The organism is Streptomyces sp. NPDC047072, assembly GCF_040643855.1.
Classification (GTDB): Bacteria; Actinomycetota; Actinomycetes; order Streptomycetales; family Streptomycetaceae; genus Streptomyces.
In genome coordinates, this window is record NZ_JBEYVC010000172.1 from 1 (window position 1) to 22,262 (window position 22,262).

At 71.3% G+C, this 22,262-nt stretch carries 15 protein-coding genes; 7 read left to right on the forward strand and 8 right to left on the reverse strand.

The genetic code is table 11. From position 1 onward, the window contains the following. The 3 genes from ABZ896_RS42795 to ABZ896_RS42805 form a co-directional block, all read right to left on the reverse strand. On the reverse strand, nucleotides 1–3,172 hold a 3,172-nt coding region (locus ABZ896_RS42795), incomplete at its 3' end, for a beta-ketoacyl synthase N-terminal-like domain-containing protein (protein WP_360941279.1). After that, complete coding sequence (locus tag ABZ896_RS42800) at nucleotides 3,169–4,923, reverse strand: fatty acyl-AMP ligase (protein WP_360941282.1); 1,755 nt, start codon at nucleotides 4,921–4,923, stop codon at nucleotides 3,169–3,171. The genes ABZ896_RS42800 and ABZ896_RS42795, both read right to left, overlap by 4 nt. Before the next feature lie 159 nt (nucleotides 4,924–5,082). After that, entirely contained in the window at nucleotides 5,083–6,654 is a 1,572-nt protein-coding gene (locus ABZ896_RS42805) for an acyl-CoA carboxylase subunit beta (protein WP_360941285.1), read from the reverse strand. 495 nt (nucleotides 6,655–7,149) lie between these two features. Here ABZ896_RS42805 and ABZ896_RS42810 point away from each other — a divergent pair, with 495 nt between their 5' ends. From ABZ896_RS42810 to ABZ896_RS42820, 3 genes are all read left to right on the forward strand, one after another. Beyond that, nucleotides 7,150–7,587 (forward strand): DUF485 domain-containing protein, encoded by a 438-nt coding sequence (locus ABZ896_RS42810; RefSeq protein ID WP_360941288.1) that lies wholly within the window; start codon nucleotides 7,150–7,152, stop codon nucleotides 7,585–7,587. Next, nucleotides 7,581–9,173, forward strand: a complete 1,593-nt coding sequence (locus tag ABZ896_RS42815; protein WP_360941290.1) for a cation acetate symporter — start codon at nucleotides 7,581–7,583, stop codon at nucleotides 9,171–9,173. The genes ABZ896_RS42810 and ABZ896_RS42815 overlap by 7 nt, the downstream gene beginning before the upstream one ends. Before the next feature lie 107 nt (nucleotides 9,174–9,280). Next, the gene (locus tag ABZ896_RS42820) at nucleotides 9,281–9,949 is read left to right on the forward strand and encodes a YceI family protein (RefSeq protein WP_360941293.1); all 669 of its coding nucleotides are present in this window, start codon (nucleotides 9,281–9,283) and stop codon (nucleotides 9,947–9,949) included. Nucleotides 9,950–10,019: 70 nt separating this feature from the next. Here ABZ896_RS42820 and ABZ896_RS42825 read toward each other — a convergent pair whose 3' ends face one another. After that, nucleotides 10,020–11,423 carry a cytochrome gene (locus tag ABZ896_RS42825; RefSeq protein WP_360941296.1) on the reverse strand — a complete coding sequence of 468 codons (1,404 nt, stop codon included), beginning with the start codon at nucleotides 11,421–11,423 and terminating at the stop codon, nucleotides 10,020–10,022. Between the two features lie 167 nt (nucleotides 11,424–11,590). Then, entirely contained in the window at nucleotides 11,591–12,712 is a 1,122-nt protein-coding gene (locus tag ABZ896_RS42830; protein WP_360941299.1) for a glycosyl hydrolase 53 family protein, read from the reverse strand. Nucleotides 12,713–12,906: 194 nt separating this feature from the next. On the opposite strand from ABZ896_RS42830, the gene ABZ896_RS42835 reads away from it, so the two are divergent. From ABZ896_RS42835 to ABZ896_RS42850, 4 genes are all read left to right on the forward strand, one after another. Further along, nucleotides 12,907–13,179, forward strand: a complete 273-nt coding sequence (locus ABZ896_RS42835; protein WP_360941302.1) for a helix-turn-helix transcriptional regulator — start codon at nucleotides 12,907–12,909, stop codon at nucleotides 13,177–13,179. Beyond that, the gene (locus ABZ896_RS42840) at nucleotides 13,176–14,666 is read left to right on the forward strand and encodes a helix-turn-helix domain-containing protein (protein WP_360941305.1); all 1,491 of its coding nucleotides are present in this window, start codon (nucleotides 13,176–13,178) and stop codon (nucleotides 14,664–14,666) included. Before ABZ896_RS42835 ends, ABZ896_RS42840 begins: the two co-directional genes overlap by 4 nt. 67 nt (nucleotides 14,667–14,733) lie before the next feature. Continuing rightward, nucleotides 14,734–15,309 carry a transcriptional regulator gene (locus ABZ896_RS42845; RefSeq protein WP_360941308.1) on the forward strand — a complete coding sequence of 192 codons (576 nt, stop codon included), beginning with the start codon at nucleotides 14,734–14,736 and terminating at the stop codon, nucleotides 15,307–15,309. A 60-nt stretch (nucleotides 15,310–15,369) separates the two neighbouring features. After that, nucleotides 15,370–17,340: a S9 family peptidase gene (locus ABZ896_RS42850; RefSeq protein WP_360941311.1), complete on the forward strand. Its 1,971-nt coding sequence runs from the start codon at nucleotides 15,370–15,372 to the stop codon at nucleotides 17,338–17,340. Nucleotides 17,341–17,344: 4 nt separating this feature from the next. On the opposite strand, the gene ABZ896_RS42855 is transcribed toward ABZ896_RS42850, so the two are convergent. The 3 genes from ABZ896_RS42855 to ABZ896_RS42865 form a co-directional block, all read right to left on the reverse strand. Beyond that, nucleotides 17,345–20,398 carry a glycoside hydrolase family 38 C-terminal domain-containing protein gene (locus ABZ896_RS42855; protein WP_360941313.1) on the reverse strand — a complete coding sequence of 1,018 codons (3,054 nt, stop codon included), beginning with the start codon at nucleotides 20,396–20,398 and terminating at the stop codon, nucleotides 17,345–17,347. Nucleotides 20,399–20,441: 43 nt separating this feature from the next. Next, the gene (locus ABZ896_RS42860; RefSeq protein WP_360941317.1) at nucleotides 20,442–21,257 is read right to left on the reverse strand and encodes a carbohydrate ABC transporter permease; all 816 of its coding nucleotides are present in this window, start codon (nucleotides 21,255–21,257) and stop codon (nucleotides 20,442–20,444) included. 77 nt (nucleotides 21,258–21,334) lie between these two features. Further along, nucleotides 21,335–22,195, reverse strand: a complete 861-nt coding sequence (locus tag ABZ896_RS42865; protein WP_360941315.1) for a sugar ABC transporter permease — start codon at nucleotides 22,193–22,195, stop codon at nucleotides 21,335–21,337. Nucleotides 22,196–22,262 lie beyond the last annotated feature (67 nt).

Genomic DNA, 22,262 nt, shown 5'->3' on the forward strand with positions numbered 1-22,262 from the left:
CGTCGGAGGAGGGGGAGAGGAGCTTCGCGATCCGACCCGCCGCGTCCGCGACGGTGGTCGCCGTGAGCAGGTCGCGCAGGGGCAGCTGGATGCCGAACTCGCGCTCCAGGGCGGTCCGGACGCGGACGGCCATCAGGGAGTCCAGGCCGAGGTCGGCCGGGGCGGTGGCGGGGGTGATGCGGCCTGCCGGGTGTCCGGTGACGGCGGCGATGTGGTGGCAGAGCCGGGCGGAGACGGAGGTGCCCTCCTGCGGAGCCGGAGCCGGAGCCGGGGCCGGTGTCGCGGGTGCGGCCGTCCGGTCGTCCGTCCGCGCGGGTGTCGCCGATGCGGTTGCCCGCCCGTCCGTCCACCAGTGCCGCACGTGCCGCCAGCGCGGCGAAGGCAGGTCGATCACCCGCCCTTGCGGCAGCGGCAGTCGCCCGCCCGCGCAGTACAGAGCCCCGACCTGGGCGAGGAAGTCCGCGCTGCCGTCCGACTCCCTGCGCAGGGTGCCGAGGGCGAGTGCGCCGGGCGCGGTGTCGGTGATGGCCCGGGTCAGGACCGGGTGGGGCGAGATCTCGACGAACGCGGTGTGGCCGTCGGCCGCCGCCGCGGCGACCGCGCGGTCCAGACGCACCGGCCGGCGCAGGTTCGCGGCCCAGTGCGCGGCGTCGAAGACACTGCCGCCGCGCGGATCGTCGAGGACGGTGGAGTAGACGGGGACACGCGGCTCACCGCCCCGGACGTCCGACAGGGAGTCGAGCAACTCCGGCAGCAGCGGCTCGACTTGGGGCGAGTGCCCGGCGCCGACGACCCGCATGGCCCGCGCGGCACGCCCCTGCTCCTCCAGCCACCGCACCAGCCGCGCCACGGCGGCCTCCTCACCGGTGACGACCTTCTGCACCGGAGAGGAGTGCACGGCGACATGCGCACCGGGGAAGTCCCGTGCCAACAGCCCGAGTTCATCGTCGTTCAGGTCGACGACGGCCATCGCCCCGCCGCTCAGCCCGCTCAGCAGCCGTGCCCTTACGGCCACGATCCGCGCCCCGTCCGACACGTCCAGCGCGCCCGCGCACACCGCGGCGGCCACCTCGCCCAGCGAGTGCCCGATGACGGCGGCGGGCTCGACGCCGTGGGAACGCCACAGCTCGGCCAGGGCCACCTGCACGCCGAACAGCACCGGTTGGGCGATCTCGAGACGGCCGAAATCGTTCCCCGAGGACAGCCGGTCGTAGAGCGACAGGCCGCACCGCGCGTCGAGTTTCTCCACCGCGGCGGCGAAGGCGGGCTCCTCGGCCAGCAACCGCCGCCCCATTCCGGCCCATTGACTGCCGTACCCGGAGAAGACCCACACCGGTCCGGGTCCGACGAGATCCCGGTCGTCGGTGATGACGAGCGGATGGGGCCGCTGCTGGGCCAACGCACCGAGCCCGTCGGCGAGTTCGCCGCGGTCACGGGCGACGACCGCCGCCCGCACCGGTCCGCGTCCGACGCGACCGGCGAGTGTGCGGGCCACGTCGGCGGGGCGCGCGGTGTTCCCGGAGAGCCAGGTGGAGAGCCGGTCCGCGGTGTCCCGCAGGCGTTCGAAGTCGACGTCGGAGAGCAGATGCAGACGGGCGCCGGGTTCCTCGGCCGGGCGCAGAGGCAGTACGCCCGGTCTCCACTCCTCAAGCACCGCATGGGCGTTGGTGCCGCCGAAGCCGAAACCGGAGACCCCGGCGACCGCCGTACCGCCGTAGCGCGGCCACGGCTCGCACTCCGTCACCACCCGCAGCCGTACGTCGTCCAGGGCGCTGCCCTCGGAGCAGTGCAGGGAGGGCGGGACGAGGTCGTGGTGCAGCGCGAGCACCGTCTTGACCAGCCCGGCGATACCCGCGGCGGACTCCAGGTGCCCCAGGTTGCCCTTGACCGAGCCCAGGAGCAGCGGCTGGTCGGGGTCGCGGTCCGCGCCGAGCACGGCACCGAGGGCGCCCGCCTCGATCGGGTCGCCGAGCGGGGTGCCGGTGCCGTGCGCCTCGACGTGGTCGACGAGGCCGGGTTCGAGCCCGGCGCGGGCGTAGGCGGTGGCCAACTGGGCTTGCTGGGCGGCGGGGTTGGGGGCGAGGAGGCCGTTGGAGCGGCCGTCGGAGTTGACCGCCGTGGCGCGGATGACGGCGAGGACGCGGTCGCCGTCCCGCTCGGCGTCGGAGAGGCGCTTGAGGAGGACGGCCGCGCAGCCCTCGGCGCGGCCGATGCCGTCCGCCGCCGTGGAGAAGGGCTTGCACCGGCCGTCCGGCGCGAGCGCCCCGGCCCGTCCGAAGGCGACGGTGACGGTGGGGGAGAGCAGCAGATTGACGCCCCCGGCGATCGCCAGATCGCTCTCGCCGGTGCGCAGGCTCACGCAGGCGTGGTGGACGGCGACCAGCGAGGACGAGCACGCGGTGTCCACGGCCATGCTCGGGCCCCGGGTGTCCAGCACGTACGAAAGCCGCCCCGCGGTCACGCTCAGCGCGCCGCCCGCCGGTGCCCACGGATCGACGGCGGCCGGGTCGGCGCCGGTGAGCGAACCGTACTCGGGCGCCGAGACCCCGACGAAGACTCCGGTCGCGGTGCCCGCGAGGGAGGCGGCCGGGACGGCGGCGTAGTCGAGGGTCTCGTGGACGACCTCCAGGAGGATCCGCTGCTGCGGGTCCATCACGGCCGCCTCGCGCGGAGTGATGCGGAAGAAGTCCGCGTCGAACCCGGCGATGTCGTCCAGGAAACCGCCGTACCGCAGCGTCTCCTCGGGCGGGAAGGACGTGAAGTCCCGCCAGCGGTCCTCGGGAACCCGGCGGATCGCGTCGACCCCGTCGGTCAGCAGCCGCCAGTAGTCGCCCGGGCCGTGCACCCCGCCGGGCAGGCGACAGCCGACACCGATGACCGCGATGGGCTCGTCCGACGCCGCCGACACGGGGACCTGGGGGCCCGGCGTCGTCGTACGGCAGAGATGCGCGACCAGGGCGTCCCCGGTGGGCGCCTCCCACAGCAGCGTCGGCGGCAGGTCGCGGCCCGTCAGCCGGGACAGCTCACCGGCGAGGACGACCGCGTCCCTGGAGGCCATGCCGAGGTCGGCCAGCGGCCGGTCCATCGGGATCTCCCCGGGGGTTCTGCCGGTCCAGGCCGCCACCCGGGCCGCGATCAGGGCGCGGACCGCGCTCGCGTCGACGGGACTCATTCGGCGCCGCCCGCCGTGCGCACGCCCGCCGTGTGCGCACCCGTCGCGTACGCGCCCGCCAGGTACCGCTCCCGGGTCAGCGCCCGCGACACCTTGCCGCTCGACGTCCGGGGCACGGTGCCCGGTGGGACGACGACGATGTCGGCGAGCCGCAGCCCGTGCCGGCCGGAGACGGCCGCGCGCACGACGCGTTGCAGCTCCAGCACGTCGATCGCGTCGAGGCCGAGGGTGCGGATGTGCTCGGCCACCACGACGACCCGCTCACCGGAGCCGCCCGGGACGCCGAAGGCGGCGAGCCGGTCGCGGCGGACGGCCGGATGCGTGTCCTGGACCGTGGCCTCCACGTCCTGCGGGTAGTGGTTGCGCCCGTCGACCACGATGAGGTCCTTGAGCCGGCCGGTGACGAGCAACTGCCCGTCGAGGACCGTCCCGAGGTCACCCGTGCGCAGCCAACTGCCGGGCGCGTCCGCGAGGGTGGCGCCGAAGACCCGTCGGCTCAGCTCCTGTTGCTGCCAGTAGCCGCGCCCCACATTGGGCCCCTGCACCCAGATCTCGCCGACCTCCCCCTCGGACAGGACGGCGTGCGACACCGGATCGGCGATCCGTACCCGCTGTCCCGCCGGGGTCCCGCAACCGGCCAGCAGGACGGCGCGGGGGTCGTCGGGCCGCGCGGTGAGCGCCTTCCCGGCGGCGAGCGCGTCCCGGTCGAGCGCGAACCGGCCGAGCGGACTCCCCGGCCGGGCGGCGCTGACGAACACGGTGGCCTCGGCGAGACCGTAGGACGGACAGTGCACGCCCGCGTCGAGTCCCTGCCCGGTGAAGGCGGCCTGGAAGCGGTCGACCGTGGTGGGGCGTACCGGCTCACTGCCGTTGAGCAGCGCGAAGACCCCGTCGAGCCGCAGCTCGGCCTTCTGCGCGTCCGTCACGGCCGAAGCGCAGTAGTCGTAGGCGAAGTTGGGGGCCGCGCTCAGTGCGCGGGGATGCGTGGAGAGCAGTCGCAGCCAGCGCGCGGGCTCCTGCAGGAACGCCACCGGGTCCATCAGTACCGACAGCAGGCCCCGCACCACCGGGGCGGCCACGCTCAGCACGAGGCCCATGTCGTGGTACAGCGGCAGCCAGCCCACGCAGGTCACTTGGTGGACGTCGGCGCCGTAGGCGGCCAGCGCCTGGCGGGCGTTGGCGACGACGTTGGCGTGCGTGATCTCCACGCCCGCGGGGGTCCGGGTCGAGCCGGAGGTGTACTGGAGGTAGGCGACGGGCTCCTCGGACGTGCGGGGCTCTCCCGCCACGGAGTCCGGGACCCGGTCCACGGCGACGACGGGGATGTCGGGGCAGAAGTCCCGTACCTCGTCCAGGAACTGACTGGTCGTCAGCACCACGGCCGGATCCGCGTCGGCCAGCACGGCCGTGAGCCGGTCGCCGTGGCCGGGGAGGCCGGGCGGATACAGCGGCACGGCGACGAGGCCGACGGCGAGCGCGCCCAGGAAGGCGGTGACGTACTCCCCGCCCTGCGGGCACAACACGGCCACCCGCGCCCCCGGTTCGGCCTCCTCGGCCAGCCGGGCGCCGACCGCGCGCATCCGAACGTCGAGGCGGCGCCAGGTCAGGGTGCGGTGGACGCCCCGCGAGTGGGGGGAGGGATGGTCGACGAAGGTGAACGCCCGGCGGTCGGGGGTGGCGGCGGCCCAGTGCCGCACGTACTCCGGCAGGCTGCGGAAGGCGGGGGCGAGCGGGGGGCGGCGGCTGTCCATCGGGGATGGCTCCTCACGTCGCGGAACTGCTTGCGGGGTGGGGCGGGGCGGTGGATCGTCGGGGGCCGGCTCTGCTCGGTCGCGGCGGTCAGGGCTCTGGGCCGGCCCACCAGGGAACAGCCGGCCTCTGCGCGCCGCGGTGGTGGAGCCGGCCGGCGGTCACAGCGGGATGTTGCCGTGCCGACGCTGCGGCATCGGGGCGCGCTTGCCGCGCAGGGCACGCAGGGCGCGGCAGATGTGGTCGCGGGTGTCGCGCGGGGCGATGACGGCGTCGACGTAGCCCCGTTCGGCCGCGAGGTAGGGCGTGCCGTGCGTGCTCTCGTACGCGGCGACGAGCCGGGTGCGCAGCGCCTCCGGGTCGGCCGCGGCGGCGAGTTCACGCCGGTGCAGGACGCCGACCGCGCCCTCGGCGCCCATCACGGCGATCCGCGCTGTCGGCCAGGCGAGGTTGATGTCGGCGCCCAGGTGCTTGGAGCCCATCACGGCATACCCGCCGCCGTACGCCTTGCGTACCACCACGGTCACCTTCGGCACCGTGGCCTCGGCGTACGCGTACAGCAGCTTGGCGCCGCGCCGGATGATCCCCGCCTGCTCCTGCCGGACACCGGAGAGATACCCCGGGACGTCCGCGAAGGTCAGCAGCGGCAGCCCGAACGCGTCGCAGAACCGCACGAACCGCGCCGCCTTCTCGGAGGCGTCGATGTCCAGCACCCCGGCCGCGTGCAGGGGCTGGTTGGCGACCACCCCGACGGGCGAGCCCTCGACGAGCGCCAGCGCGCAGATGACGTTCGGCGCGAACAGCTCCTGGATCTCCAGGAGTTCACCGTCGTCGACGACCGCCCGTAGGATCTCCCGCATGTCGTACGCCTGCCCGAGCCGGTCCGGCACGATCTCGTCGAGCGGGACTCCGGTCGGCGGCGCCACGGGCGAGTAACTCGGCGGCCGCTCAAGGTTGTTGGCGGGCAGGTACGACAGCAGATCCCGTACGGTGTCCAGCGCCTCCTTCTCGTCGGCCGCGAGGAAGTGCGCGTTGCCGTTGACGGAGTTGCTCGCCCGGGCGCCGCCCAGCTCCTCGGCGCTGGTGCGCTCCCCGGTGACCGCCTCGATGACGTCGGGCCCGGTGACGAACATGTGCGAGGCACCGTCCACCATCACGGTGAAGTCGGTGATCGCGGGGGAGTAGGCGGCCCCGCCGGCGCACGGCCCGAGCACCACCGAGATCTGCGGGATCACCCCGGACGCCTGGACGTTGCGGCGCACCAGCTCGGCGTAGAGGGCCAGCGAGGCAACCCCCTCCTGGATCCGGGCGCCCCCGCCGTCGTTGAGCCCGACGACCGGGCACCCGGTCTTCAACGCGAGGTCCATCAGCGCGACGGTCTTCTCGCCGAAGGCCTCGCCCATGCTGCCGCCGAAGACCGTGGAGTCCTGGGCGAAGACACAGACGGTACGGCCGTCGACCGTGCCGTACCCGGTGACCACACCGTCGCCGTACGGTCGGCGGCCGCCGTCCCCGCCGGGCCGGGCCCGTACGAACAGGCCCGTCTCCGTGAACGAGCCCTCGTCCAGGAGCAGTTCGATCCGCTCGCGGGCACCGAACTGCCCGCGTCTTCTCGGCGCCGCCTCGGTCGTAGCCCGCTCGCGGCGGGACTCCAGCACGGTGATGCGGTCGGCGGTGCCGTCGGGCACCCGCGCCCCCGGGTCCTCGACCAGTCGGTCCCGGGATGTCGTCACCTCTAGTGTCACAGCCACCTCCGAAGTGGCCTTCGAATATGGCAGCGCGGGCCCGGCGCGCCGAGCCGAACGGCGCTCTGTTTGCCTGAGGTGAGTCCCGCGGGGCGGGTGTTCGTGCGTGCGTGACAAGCGGCGGTGGCCCGAGGTGCCCATGGGGGCCCTGTGCGCTGCATTTGAGACAACTTGGCCGGAGAGAAGGTGCAGACCTATTCCGTACGGCTGCCTTTTCGCAGGCCGTGGGAGTTCGAGATCCGACGGCGAAGTGCACGAATGAGTCAGCCCGGGGATTCGGTTCGACGGGCCGGTTGATAGTTCAACGGGGGCGCTGCAACAATCCCGGTCCTGACCAGGTCGTCACCCCGACGAATTCTGAATTCACGAATCCCCCACAGTCCGCACAGAGTTTGACTCCGGTGTGTCGACGCACGCCCGAATAGCCGGACGGCCGGCCGGTCGAAAGAGTCGGATAGCGGCGCGAAGCAGCGAAGAAGGTGCATGGTGTCACCGCACTCCATGGGGCTCGGCGGGACGCCGCACCCCTACGAATCGGGCCCCGAACAGACCGAACGGCAACTCGTGGCCCAGGAGGCCGCCTACCGGGAGATGCGCCGCGCCCACCGCCGCTTCGGCGCCCGGGCCACGGCCGGCGCGGTCGGCGGATTCCTGCTGTACGTCCTGCTGTCGAGCTTCCTGCCCGGCCTGATGAACACCCCGCTCAGCGGCCACCTGACGATCGGACTGGCCCTCGGGCTCGGGCAGTTCGTGCTGATGGGCGTCATCGTGTGGCGCTACCTCGCCCACGTCCGCACGGACGTCACCCCGGTGGTGCGCGGGCTGCGCGGACTGGCCCGCCATCACGAGACCGTCTCCCGGGAGCGGTCCGCCTTCGAGACCCGTACCGCCCCGCGCGGCGAGGAGTACCGCCCGTGGTGAGGACCGCCGCCTCCGTCACGGACCGCCTCAGCCTCCAGCTGACGCTCGTCCTCTTCCTGTCCGTGGTCGTCGTGACCCTGTTCACCGCGCTGCTCACCGCGCCCCAGCGCGACGAGATCGGCGAGTTCTACCTCGGCAACCGCACCATGTCACCGCTGCGCAACGGCCTGGCGATGTGCGGCGACTACCTCTCCGCCGCGACCCTGCTGGGCAGCACCGGCCTGGTCGCCCTCACCGGCTACGACGGACTGCTCTACCTGTGCGGCACCGCGGTCGCCTGGATGATGGTCCTGCTGATGATCGCCGAACCCCTGCGCAACAGCGGCAAGTTCACCCTCGGCGACACCCTGGCGGACCGTCTGCCGCGCCGGCAGCGGCCGGTCCGGCTGGCCCTATCCCTGTGCACGCTGACCATCACCACCCTCTACCTGGTCGCCCAACTCGTGGGCAGCGTCGCCCTGTTGACCCAGTTCACGGGCGAGCCCAGCTCCGCCACCCGCACCCTGTGCGTGGTCGTCATCGGGACCATCGTCATCGTCTACGCGGCCATCGGCGGTATGCCCGGCGCCACCTTCATCCAGGTCATCAAGGCGGTCATGCTGATCGTCGGTGTCACCGTGACGGCCGTGATGGTGCTGCACCGCTTCGACTGGAACATCGACAGCCTGCTCGGCGCCGCCGCGGACAACAGCGGCATGGGGCAGCGGTTCCTGGAGCCGGGGCTGCGCTACGGCGGCAGCACCACCAGCAAACTCGACTTCTTCAGCCTCCAGTTGGCCATCGTCTTCGGCCTCGCCGCACTCCCGCACGTGATGATGCGGCTGCTCGCCCCGAAGTCCGTGGACGTCCTGCGCACCTCGGTCGTCTGGGCGACGGGCCTGGTCAGCTTCGTCTGCCTGGCGGCCGGTGTGCTGGGCCTCGGCGCCACCGCGATCGTCGGCCGCGACACCGTCGCGCAGACCGACCGCAAGGGCGACGCCGCCGTCCTGATGCTGGCGCACGAGCTGGGCGGCGCCGTCCTGACGGCCCTCCTGTCCTGTCTGGCCTTCGTCACGCTCCTGGCGGTCGCCGCCGGGCTCATGCTGGCCGCCGCCTCCTCCGTCGCCCACGACCTCTACGGCGAGGTGATCCGCAAGGGCCGGGCGAAGGAGACCGAGGAACTGGCCGTGGCCCGGCTCTCGGCGGCCGTCATCGGCATCCTCAGCATGCTGCTCGCCCTGATCTCCTGGGGTGTCAACACCGCGACCCTCGCCTTCCTCGCCTTCGCGATCGCCGCCTCCGCCATCCTCCCCACCCTCGTCTACAGCCTCTTCTGGCGGCGCTTCACCGCCCAGGGCGCCCTCCTCAGCCTCTGCGGCGGCCTGCTCTGCTCGGTCCTCCTCGTGGTCTTCTCCCCGGTCGTCTCCTCGACGTCCGGCTCGCTGTACCCGGACGCCGATTTCGCCTGGTTCCCGTTGCAGAATCCCGGAATCGTCTCCATCCCCGCCGGATTCCTCCTCGGTTGGCTGGGTTCGGTCCTCAGCCGTCCCGAACCGAAAGAGACATACGAGGACTTCGAAGTACGAACCCTCGTCGGCGTCGACTAGCCCATTTCCCGGGGACTTTGGAGAACTCTGTGGCGAACACGTGGATATTTCGTCAACGGCAGATCATTGCTTGCGGCGGCAACTCCCGTGCAGTAATTAGGTGAAGCATGAACCTGTTCAACCGTGGCACCTCGTTCCGTCGCGCGGACCGCGCGGAGCGCGCCGTCGTTCCCCCGCCCCCCACCGGGTCGCCGGCCGCTGCCACAGCACTTCTTCCCGATCCTGGGCTGGCGGCCCTGACCGGGGAATGGGCGATCGACCCCGCACACAGCAGGATCGGGTTCTCCGTACGGCACGCCATGGTGACCACCGTGCGCGGCGCGTTCGCGGAGTACCAGAGCCGCCTGTACTTCGACGGCCGTGACCCGGCCCGCTCCCAGGCGGAGATCATCGTGTCCACCGGCAGTGTCGACACCGGCGTCGAGCAGCGCGACGCCCACCTCGCGGGCCGGGACTTCCTGGATTCCCGTACGTACCCGCGGATGCGTTTCGTCAGCACCGCGGTGGAGGCCGTGGAGTCCGACGTCTACCGCATGACGGGCGACCTCACCATCAAGGACACCACCCGTCCCGTGGTCCTGGAACTCACCTACATAGGCACGGTCACCGACCCCTTCGGCTACCAGCGGGCCGGATTCGACGGCACCACCACCATCAACCGCTCCGAATGGGGCCTGACCTACAGCACCAAACTCGCCGAGGGCGGCGCCATGGTCAGCGAGAAGGTACGGCTCCAGCTCGACATCGCCGCCATCCGCACACCCCCGGCCGGCTGACGGCCGTAGAGAAGAAGCGGGCCACGGCCGGGCGGAGTTCGCCCGAGTCTGTGGCCCGCCCTGTGCGTGCCTACCGCTTGCGCACCAGCCCCGCGAGGTAACGCCACAGGGAGGAGCGCGGTCGTACGGCCTCGTCGTCCGCACCGGACTCCTCCGGCGACGCCGCGACGGGCGAGGCCGTCGGCCCGGTCGTGGGTACGGCGGCCGTGTCGGAGACGGTGTAGCGCACCGGCAGTGAGCGCAGACCGCGCATGAACGGCGAGGAGCGCCAGGGCAGTTGGTCGACCGGTAGGGACAACTCCAGCTCCGACAGCCGCTCGAAGAGACGGCTCACGCCGATCGCCGCCGCACCGCCCGCGAGTTCCCTGGCCGGACACTGCCGGGGACCGGCGCCCCAGGCCAGATGGGCGCGGGTGCTGATCGTCGAGTCGTCGCTGAGCTTCGCCGCGAAGTGCGGGCAGGCGTGCGCGGCGCCCACGGACACCCACACCGGATCGCCCGCCGCGATGGTGTACTCGCCGAGCCGGGTGTCGGCCACCGGGAACCGCGGGACGAAGTTGACCAGCGGCGGCTTCTGCATCACCACCCGGTTCATCGTCTCCCGGATCAGCCCCGCCGACAGGCTGGCGCTCGCCGGGAGGTTGCCGGTGATCACCTCGACGACCGTGTTGGAGATGAGGATGCCGACGTGGTCGGAGGTCATGCCCAGCAGCATCATCAGCTCACGGGACAACTCCTCGACGCTCAGGTCGGGATGGGCCGCCAGCAGATAGGAGGGGAAGTCGTCGCCGGGCTGTCTCATCTTCGACTCGCCCAGCTCGGAGAGCGCCCCGAGGAGCCGCTCCAGGGCGGGCCCGGCGTCCGGACCCGCGTCGAGGATCCGCCACATGTCCATCAGCGCGTCGTCGTGCTGCGAGCCAGGGAAGCCGAGCAGATGACTCGCGACCATCAGCGGCAGTGGCCGGGAGAACTGCGCGGACAGATCCGCCCACCCCGTACGGCCGCCCTGGGTGAAGAGCGTGATCAGCTCGTCCGCGTCGCGCGTGATCTTCGCCTTGAGCAGCCGGGCCTGCGGATGCCGCGGGTCCTGGAACGGCCGGAGCGCGGAGTCCCACGCCACCCGCAGCCTCCGGTACCCCTCGCCGCCCTGGATCAGCACGTGGTTGACATCCAGCGAGGGCGCGAGCGGCCAGTCCGCGGGCAGCCGGCCCTCCCGGCGCGCCCGCCAGTTCTCCAGCCCCTTCGGCCACCCCCGGTCGTCGCGCAGCACCTCCAGCGCCTCCTCGTAGCCGAGCACGAGCCAGACCGGCACCCCGAGCAACTCCACCGGCGCGACCGGACCGTGGGTCTGCCGCAGCCGCTCGTACACGAGAGCCGGATGCCGTTCGTAGTCGCGGGTCATGAGCGGTTCGAGGCTCATCTCCTCCAGCGACACGTGGTCGGCTGCCGACTCGCTGCTCAGTGGGGAACCCATGGCTTCCTTCCTCGGTCAGGCGCTACCACAGAGTAATGTCACCGACCGCAATGTCCGCACGGCGGGGTGTGATCATAGCCATGGGCCGCCCGAGTTGAACCCCGAGAAGTTCCGAACGCCGAACGGCACCATCCGAGGACGGTGCCGTTCGACGGTGAAGTCCCTTGCTACGGGGTCCACTTGACGTTCGGGTTCACATTGCCGGTCCAGTTGAAGATCGCCATGTTGTCCCAGCCGTTGCCGCTGCCCGAGATGTCGGTCGGGTCCCAGCCGTTGCCGGTCACCGCGTACCAGGTGGGCTCCCAGTAGAAGACGCCGATCGCGCCGTTGCTGCGCGCCGCGTTCTGCACGGCGGTGAAGTTGTCGGCCTGCCCCTGCCAGGTGAGCGGGTAGCCCGAGCAGCCGGTCGTGATGGAGTTGGCGGTGCTGTCCGCGTTGGCCGAGGTGAACGGGTAGGCCGTCTCGGCGATGATGACGTCCTTGCCGTACCGCGACTTCATGTCGGCCACGACACTGCCCATGTTGGCGATCGTGCCGTGCCACGGGCAGTAGTAGGACAGCCCGGTGATGTCCCAGCTGACACCCTTGGCCTTGATGCCGTCGTAGAACCAGCGGGCGTTGGCGTCACTGTCGGCGTCGGCGGTGTGGATGATCACCTGGGTGGAGCTGTTGCACGCCTTGGTCGCGTTGTATCCCGACTTCAGCAGCAGGCTGAGGTTGGTGAAGTCGTTGTTGACGACCTTGCCCTCGTTCCACAGCATGCCGACGTTGATCTCGTTGCCGATCTGCACGCTGTCCGGGGTGGTGCCCTGCGACTTGAGGCTGTTGCAGACGTCGTACGTGTAGTTGTAGACGTCGGTCTGCAGCTGGCTGATGGTGTGGCCGGCCCAGGCCGCGGGCTTGTTCTGGTTGCCCGGGTCCGCCCAGGTGTCGGAGTAGTGGAAGTCGACGAGCAGTTTCAGGCCCTTGGCCTTCACCGTCTTCGCGTACGCCAGCACCTTGGCCTTGTTGTTGTAGCCGCTGACGGGGTTGTTCCAGATCCGCAGGCGGACGTAGTTGACGCCCATGCCCTTGAGGATGTCCAGCGGGTCCTTGGCGGTGCCGCTCGCGTCGTAGTACTTGGCGCCGAGGTCGAGGGCCCGCTGGGCGGTCGACACGTCGGCGCCGAGCATGGTGAGCGAGCCGGCGGCCGACGCGGTCGTCGGCGTGGTGAGCAGGGATGCGGGCAGTGCGAGGGCCGCGAGGAGCATGGCGGCCCTCACGAGGCGGCGCGGACCTTTGACGGTCATCCCGACCTCCTTGTCTGACATGACCATGGGGATGTGCTCTGTGATCGTTCACAGTAGGAGACGATTTCAGTGCTGTAAATACGTGTGTCAGCTGCATTTCTTCTAGGTGTACGTACACAGACAGGGCTGCGCCTGAACTCCGTGTTATGCGTGTCGCGCATAGCCGGTGCGAGCTGAGTGATACATTCCGCGCCATGCGGATGACGCTTGACGAGCGGGTGAGATCGGCGGTCGCCGCCCTCCTGTACGCGACCGGGGAGTCGCAGACGGACCTGGCCGGCGCGCTGGGTGTCAGCCAGGCACAGGTGAGCCGCCGTCAGTCCGGCAGCGCCGCCTGGAGCCTGGCCGACTGCGACGCGGTCGCCGCGCACTACGGCATCGACGCGCTCGACCTCCTCGCGGGACCCACCCGGGCCACCGAGATGCTTCCGGTGAGCCGCCGTCGGATCGCCGGAGGAGTGCGATGAGCGACTTCGACGCGATCGACGCGCTGCTCGCCGAGGCCCGGCAGGAGACGCCGCTGCCGCCCGCCGAGGAGCGGCGCGCCCTGCGCGAGGGGCTGAACGTCTCGCGCCCCCAGCTCGCCAGGGCACTGAGTGTCAGCCCGTCGACCGTCGCGGGATGGGAGTCGGGGCGCGACCCGAGCGGCGAAGTGCGGGACAAGTACGCGTACTTCCTCGACGGGGCGCGGACGAAGCTGGCGGCCGCCGAGGAAACGCCGAGCGGGGAAGCGGCCGTAGAGGAAATGGCCGTTGGGGAAACGGCCGAGGGGGATCCGGCCGTCGAGGACGACGACCTCCTGCCCGAGCCCCAGCCCTGCGTCCTGTGCGGGCAGCCGGCCCGCCACCAGGTCGAGGGGTTCCCGCAGCACCTGGACCCCGCGGAGTGCGGTACGGCCGACGTCGTACCGGAGAAGGAGCCCTCCCCGGAGCCGCCGAAGCCCGCCGCGTGGCCGGTGAAGGTCGTCCCCGTCGGCCGCCGGGTCCAGGCCGGCGACCCGCCGGACCTCATCGCCTCCGCCGTGTCGAGCGTGCTCGCCCAGCACGCGGGCGATGTCGACAAGGCGACCGCGGCCCTGGTCAAGCGGGCGATCCCGGACGCGATGGAGTTGCTCGACGACAGCCGCAAGGGCGGCCGCTACGACGTCGTCGCGCACCCGTGGCTGCCGGACATCCTGCGCAAGCAGACCGCGCGGGGCGCCGACCAGATCTGGGAGGCCAGGCCCAAGTGGACCAGGCCCGAACTCCCGCCCGGCGAGCACGAGGTGACCGCGCTGGACGTCAACGGCGCCTATCTGTCCGCGCTCAAGACGCACCTGCCCATCGGCCAGCTGGAGCACTCCACCGGCGGCGCCCACGACCGCCGCCGCTCCGGTGTCCACCTGATCACCCCGGCCGACTGGGAGCACGACGCCTACCTCCCCAACCCGCTCGGCAGCCGGGACGAACCCGGCCCGCTGTGGGTGACCGAGCCGACCCTGCGCCTGCTGCTGCGCCTCGCGGGCCCCAAGTACGGGCTCTGCGAGCCGCCGGAGATCCACGAGTCCTGGACCTCGGGGGCCACCGAGAACCTCTTGGAGAAGTTCCGCATCGCCCTCAAGGACGCCCGCGACCGGGCGATCGCCGAGGGCGACGAGGTGACACTGGAGTACGTCAAGGCCATGTACAGCAAGTTCGTCTCCACGCTGGGGGAGTCGAACTACAACCGGGAGCTGTACCGCACCGACTGGATGCACCTGATCCGCTCCCAGGCCTTCGTCAACCTGTGGTGGAAGGCGCACCGCGCCTACGACGAGGGCCTCATGGTCGTCCGCGCGATGGGCACCGACGAACTGCACGTCATCGGCGACTGGCGGGCGGTGTTCGCCGAGGGGCGCGGGGTCACCGAGGTGAAGGTCAAGGACGTGTACCCGGTCGGCACGGCCGAGGGGCCGGAAGAGGCCGGGGAGCGGTAGCCTCGCCTTGTCCTGCGATGCAGGTCAGCGGGATCGGACCGTCGGCGGCGGACGTTGAGGAGATCGGGTGCCGGAGCGCAACATCGAGTTCGGGAAGTACGGGGCCCGGGGCATCAGGGGCCACGAGGCCGTGGCCCGGCAGCTCGACTCGCTGGCGAGTTTCGTGGCGACCCCGATCACCGTGCGCCGCGGCCTGCTGGCCCGCCTCCACTACCTCACCCGCACCGACCACGCCCGCGCCGGCGCCCGCGAGGCCGGACTGACCGTCACCGACCGTACGCTCAGGGCCTGGCTGGAGGGCACGCGCAGTCCGTCGAGGCGGAACCTGGAGAAGATCGAGTCCGCGTACCGCACCGTGCGCCGCCAGAACGTCGCCCGCTACCTGCTCGTACGGCTGACCCGCGAGGGCCGCGGCACCCGCGTCGAGTTCCATCCCCTCAACCAGAGCCAGGTCCCGCGCCCGCACCAGCGGGCGATCGAGTTCCGTACCCTCAACGTCCGCCACTGGGACCGGATCGTCCGTGCCTGGGCGGCCGGCGACGACGCGGCCCTCGACGACGCCTGGGTCAACGACGTCGTGGTCGACCTCGGCAGCCAGTGGGGCGAGTACGAGTTCGTGACGGCGATCGGCTTCGCGGCCTGAACGGCCTGCACCCGAAAACGACTTGCTCCTCGGGACGGCCCGCCGTGCATGATGATCAGCATGGTCGACGCACCGGCATTCCTCCGTCCGTTCCTCACCGAACCCCGCCTCAGCGGCCTGACCCTCGCCCCCGACGGCACGCGTCTGGTCGCCACCGTGGACGTCCTCGACGAACAAGGGGCCGGGTACGTCCCGGAGTTGTGGGAGGTGGACCCGTCCGGTGAGCGCGAGGCCCGGCCCGTGGCCGGGACCGCGCAGGGCGACGCCGCTCCCGCCTTCGCCGCCGACGGCACCCTGCTGTTCCGCTCCGATCGCGGGGAGTCCGACGGCCCCGCCGTGTGGGCACTGTCCCGGGGCGGCGAGCCCGAACCGGTCGCCCGCCACCCCGGCGGGATATCCGCCTTCGCCGCCGGCGGCCCCTCCGGCACCCTCGCCTACACCGCCGCCCTGCTCCCGGGAGCCGTCGACGCCGAGTCCCACGGCGAACTGCTCGAAGCGCGCCGACGCGCCAAACTCTCGGCGATCCTCTACGAGGACACCGAGACCCGCGGCTACGGCGGCGACCTCGGCCCCGCCGAACCGCACACCTTCGTCCAGCGCGCCGACGCCTCCGTCGACGCCGGCGGCCAGGGCCTCGCGGGCGAGGGCGACATGGCCCTCTCCCCGGACGGCACGACGGTGGCCTACACCCGGGCGCCGAGCTTCGACGCACCGGACACCAACGTCGCGGTGCTCGCCGACGCGACGAGCGGCACCGAGCGCCGGACCTTCTCCCGCCCCGGCTACCAGTACTACCGCCCCGCGTTCACCGCCGACGGATCGGCCCTGATCTGCGAGCGCCAGCGGGAGCAGACGTACGACACGGCGTGGGAGGTCACCCTCGTCGCCCTCGACCCGGACACCGGCGCGGAGACCGACCTCCTCCCGGACTTCGACAACTGGCCCTGGCCCGGCCGGGCGGTCCCCTCGCCGGTCCCGGGTGACGCCACCCTGTGGTTCACCGGGGACGAGCAGGGCCACACCCCCGTCTTCCGGCGCGAACCGGACGGCACGATCACCCGTCTCACCGCGTCCGGCGCCTACTCCACGCTGTGCGTGTCCCCGGACGGCAACACCCTCTACGCCCTGCGCGGCCACATCGACAGCCCGAGCCGGGTCGTACGACTGGACGCCACCGAGCCCGACCAGCAACCCGTGTACCTCAAGGCGCCGGGCGCCCTGCCGGAGGTCCCCGGCACGCTGACCGAGGTGCACACCGTGGCGGACGACGGCTGCCCCCTGCGCGGCTGGCTCGTCCTGCCCGAGGGCGCCTCGGCCGAGCGTCCGGCGCCGCTGGTCGTCATGGTCCACGGGGGACCGCAGGGGTCCTGGAGCGGCTGGTCCTGGCTGTGGAACCCCTGGCTGTTCGCGGACCGCGGCTACGCCGTCCTGCTGCCGGACCCGGCCCTGTCCAGCGGATACGGGCAGCGCATGCAGGAGCGCAGCCTCGACGGCTACGGCGGCCGCCCCTACGACGACGTCATCGCGCTGACCGACACGGCCCTGGCCCGCGCCGACCTCGACGCGACCCGGACCGCCCTCGCCGGCTGGTCCTACGGCGGCTACCTCGCCAACCGCACCGCGACACGCACCGACCGCTTCCGGGCGATCGTCTCGCACGCCGGGATCTGGAACGTGGACACCTTCCAGACGGACACGTACATGCACGCGTACTACCGCAAGATCTACGGCGATCCGCGCGGCGAGCGCGAACGGTACGACGCCGACTCGCCGCACCGCGACGCGGCGAAGCTGTCGACGCCGATGCTGCTCGTGCACGGCGGCCAGGACTCCCCGGTGCCGCTCGCCCAGTCGCGGGCGCTCCACCACGAACTCCTGCGCCGGGGCGTACCCGTGAAGTTCCTCCTCTTCCAGGACGAGGGGCACTGGATCGGAGCCCCGAACCACGTCCACGTCCTGTACGAGACGGTGCTGGCCTTCCTCGACCAGTACGTGCTCGGACAGGAGTGGCGGCGGCCGGAGCTCCTGTGACCCGTCAACTCCCCGGAGTGAGACGGAGGGTGAGGATCTGGAAGGGGCGCAGCGTCAACTCGACACCGTCCGCGGTGCGTTCGTGGCTCGCCGGGTCCTCCAGGGGGCGCTCAAGCAGATCGGTCGCGGTGACCGACGCGAGGGGGAAGGGCGTGGTGAGGGTCGCGCGGGCCCGGGTGCCCCGGGACTCGTAGAGCCGGACGACGACGTCCCCGCCGCGGTCGTCGGCCAGCTTGACCGCTTCCACGATCACGCCCTCGTGGTCGACCGAGACCAGCGGGGCGACCGTCTCGCTGCCCGGCAGGGTCCGCTCGGGCAGGTTGAAGCGGTAGCCCTCGCGGGTCGCGTCGGCCACGTCGGCGCCGATCACCAGCGCGTAGCCGAGCCGGTGGACGCCCTGGTCCTGGTCGGGGTCGGGGAAGCGGGCCGAGCGCAGCAGGGAGAGCCGGACCGTGGTCGTCGTCCCGCCGTCGGCGCGCACGTCACGGGTGACGTCGTGGCCGTAGGAGGAGTCGTTGACCAGGGCGGCTCCCCAGTCGGGCTCGCCGACGTGCAGGAAGCGGTGGGCGCACACCTCGAACTTGGCCGCGTCCCAACTGGTGTTGGTGTGGGTCGGGCGCTCGACATGACCGAAGGGAATCTCGGCTGTCGAGTGCGCGGCCCGCACGTCCAGCGGGAAGGCGGCCTTGAGGAGCTTCTCCTTCTCGTGCCAGTCGACGACCGTGTCGATCACCGGCCCACAGGAACCGGCGGGCAGCGTCAGGGTCTGCTCGACGCGCGAGTCGCCGAAGGCGCGGACCACGTGGACGCCGTCGTCGGTCGCCGTGACGGACTCGGCGTCCGTGAGGTCGCGGACGGTGTTGCGGTAGAAGACGTCGATGTCCCAGGCGTCCCACTGGTTGGGGAAGTCCTGGTGCAGCTGGAGCAGGTTGCCGACCGCGCCGGGCGCGAGGGCCTCGCGGCCCGCCGTGAGGTCGTACGCGGAGGTGATCAGACCGCGGGAGTCGATCACGATCCGGACCAGCCCGTTGTCCAGGACGAATCCGTCTCCTTCCGCGACCGGCGCCACCGGAGCATCGGCCTCCGTACGCGGGCCGGCGCCCAGTGCCGCGACCCCGCCCCGGGCGTGCGGCGCCGCGTTGAAGACGACCGTGCCGTCGGGCGGACCGGCCAGTGCCCGCTGGGCCGTGCCGATCAGCTCCTCCAGCTCCCGGGCCACGGCCGCGTACGTCTCCTCGGCCTCGCGGTGCACCCAGGCGATCGACGTGCCGGGCAGGATGTCGTGGAACTGGTGCAGCAGCACCGTCTTCCACAGCCGGTCCAGCGCCTCGTACGGGTAGGGGTGACCGCGGTGCACGGCGGCCGTCGCCGCCCACAACTCGGCCTCGCGCAGCAGGTGTTCGCTGCGCCGGTTGCCCTGCTTGGTCGCCAGCTGGCTGGTGAGTGTGCCGCGGTGGAACTCCAGGTACAGCTCCCCGGACCACACGGGAGCGCCGCCGTTCGCCTCGTACTCCTCGTGCGCCCGCCGGAAGAACTCCACGGGCCCCTCGATCTCGATCCGCGCCGAGCCCTCCAGGTCCCGCAGACGCTCGGCGCGGGACAGCATCTCGCGGGTGGGGCCGCCGCCTCCGTCGCCGTACCCGAAGGGGATCAGTGAGCTGTTGGAGCCCGCCTTGTCCTGGAAGTTCCTTACGCTGTGCGCGACTTGGTCGCCGGAGAGGTCGCCGTTGTAACTGTCGACGGGCGGGAAGTGGCTGAAGATCCGGGTGCCGTCGATGCCCTCCCACCAGAAGGTGTGGTGCGGGAACTTGTTGGTGGTGTTCCAGGAGATCTTCTGGGTGAGGAACCAGCGCACCCCGGCCAGCTTCATCAGCTGCGGCAGGGCCGCGTTGTAGCCGAAGGTGTCCGGCAGCCACATCTCCTCGGTCTCGACGCCGAACTCCTCCAGATAGAACCGCTTTCCGTGCACGAACTGCCGCACCAGCGCCTCGCCGCCGGAGATGTTGGTGTCGGGCTCCACCCACAGGCTGCCGGTCGGCAGGAACTGCCCGGTCTTCGCCTTCTCCTGGGTCCGCGCGTACACCTCGGGCCGGTGCTCCTTGAGCCAGGCGAGTTGCTGCGCCTGGGACATGACGAACTTGAACTCCGGGTGGTCGTCCATCAGTTGGGTGACGTTGGAGACGGTCCGCGCCACCTTGCGCACGGTCTCGCGCAGCGGCCACAGCCAGGCCGTGTCGATGTGTGCGTGGCCCACCGCCGAGACGCGGTGCGCGCTCGTGTGCGCGGGCGAGGCGAGGGCGGGGGCGAGTGCGGCCCGGGCGGCGGCCGCGGTGCCGCCGATGTCCTGGAGGTCGACGGCGTCCAGGGCGAGTTCCACGGCCCGCAGGAGCTGCCAGCGGCGCGGGGATTCGGGCGACAGCTCGGGCATGAGCTGCTGCAACACCTCCAGATCCTGGACGAGTTCATGCACGTCTTGGTCGAACACGGCGAGATCCAGCCGCCGCAGCCGGTACAGCGGCTCACCCGGATCGGCCGCCGGGTCACCGAGCCACGGCGCCCGTCCGCCCACCGAGGTGGGGCCGAAGGTGAGCTCGTCGGGGGCGGTGTGCATGACGACCGGGTTGGCGGCGGCCTCGATGTAGGCCGTGAACTCCTCGCCGCCGTCGGCCTGTTCGGCGACGGGCAGCCAGAGGTTGCGCGGGTTGAGCGCCTTCACCGCGGTGCCGTCGGGCCGGTAGACCAGCCCCTCCGCGGAGAAACCGGCCGAGTGCGTGGCGAACCCGAGGTCCAGGACCGCCTCGACCCGCTCACCGGCCCACTCGGCGGGAACGCTGCCCGTGACCTTGAACCAGCTCGTGGACCAGGCCGGACCCCACCACGCGCCGACCCCCGTCGGACGGTAGGGCGCGGCGAGGCCCTCCCGGACCGGGACCGGCTCGCCGGAGACGTTCCAGACCTCCACGTCCAGGGGGACGGCCCGGGCGTGCACGGCGGGGCGTATCCGCTCGTTCAGCACGCGGGCGAGCCGCTGTTCGGTGACGTCGCGATCGTTGTGCATGGGGTGCCTTTTCTCCGTACAAGTGCCGTACAGGTGGGGGGTCTCAGCCCTTGAGCGCGCCGCCGAGCGCGAAGCCGCCGCCCAGCTTGCGGGCCAGCAGCAGATAGAGCATCACGACGGGCAGCGAGTAGATCAGCGAGAACGCCGACAACTGGCCGTACTGCGTCTGGTCGTGGGCGCTGAGGAAGGTGAACACGCTGACGGACGCGGGGAGTTTCTCCGGTGACAGCAGCAGGATGAAGGGGACGAAGAAGTTCCCCCACATGCCGATGAACGTGAAGATGGTGACCACGACGACCCCGGGCCGCATCAGCGGCAGCACCACCCGCCACAGCACCTGCATGGTGTTCGCGCCGTCGATCCGGGCCGCCTCCTCCAGGACGATCGGCACGCCGTCCATGAAGTTCTTCATCAGCCAGATCCCGAACGGCAGCGCGGACGCGGCCAGGAAGAGCGTGGTGCCCGGCATCGAGTCGATCAGGTTGACCTGCACGAACATGCTGTAGACCGGGATCATCACCGCGGTGATCGGCAGCCCGGTCGAGAACAGGATCGTGTACAGGAACGGCCGGCGCACCCGGGAGCGGTAGCGCGAGAGCGGATACGCGGCGAGCACCGAGGCGACCACGGTCACCGCCGTGCCGAAGCCGCACAGCAGCAGGCTGTTGAGCATCGGCCGGTAGGTGGTGTCGACGTTCAGGACCGCGTCGAAGTTGGAGAACGTCAGCGACGACGGCCACTGGAGGCGGAAGGTGTTGGTGTGCGTCACCGAGGCGAGGATCATCCACAGCAGCGGCAGCACGTACAGCACCGACACGGCCAGCAGGACGAGGTTGATCACCACGCGCCCCGGCCGCATCCGGCGCCCGCGCGGGGAGTTGGCGGTCGCGGGCACCTTGTCGACGGTCGCGGCGGGCGGGGTGGCTACGGCGGCCATCACGCGTCCTCCAGTTTCAGCAGCCGGATGTACACGACGGAGAACAGGGCGCCGACCACCAGCAGCACCAGCGCGATGGCGGTGCCGTAGCCGATCAGGCTGTTCTGGAAGGCCTGTTGGTACATGAAGATCGGCAGGGTCTCGCTCTTGTTGCCCGGTCCGCCGCGGGTCATGGTGTAGATCAGGCCGAAGACGGAGAGCGTCTGGAGCGTGATCAGCATCAGGTTCGTCAGGATCGACGGCCTGATCACCGGCAGCACCACCCGCCACAGCCGCTGCCATGGCCCCGCGCCGTCCATCTCGGCCGCCTCCACCAGCTCTTGGGGCACGTCGTTGATGGCAGCGGTGAAGACCATCAGCGAGAAGGCGGTGCCGCGCCACACATTGGCCAGACACACGGCGAGGATCGGCGCCGTGTACAGCCAGTTCTGGGTCGGCAGATGCAGCGCGTCCAGCAGGGAGTTGAGCGAGCCCTGGTCGTAGAAGAAGGCGTACATCAGATAGCCGGCGACCACCTCGGGCAGCACCCAGGCGGCGATGACGACCGCGCTGACCACCGACCGGACCGGCTTGGTGGCCTTCTGCATCAGGACGGCCAGCGCGAGACCGAGGGTGTTCTGGCCGATCACCGCCGAGCCGACCACGAACACCAGGGTCAGCCACATCGCGTTGAGGAAGTCGGTGTCCTCGAACGCCCGCGTGAAGTTGTCGAAGCCGACGAAGTTCGTGCCGGACGCGCCGGTGAGCTGCATGTCGGTGAACGCGTAGTACACGCAATACGCGATCGGGCCCGCCAGGAAGACCACGAGGAGCACCACGGCCGGGACCGTCGGCAGGCCCCAGATGATCCCGTCGTTCATCGCGCTCGGACCGCTCTACCTGCTGATGACCGACCTTCAACTGGTCGACAACCGGCTGGGGTTGATC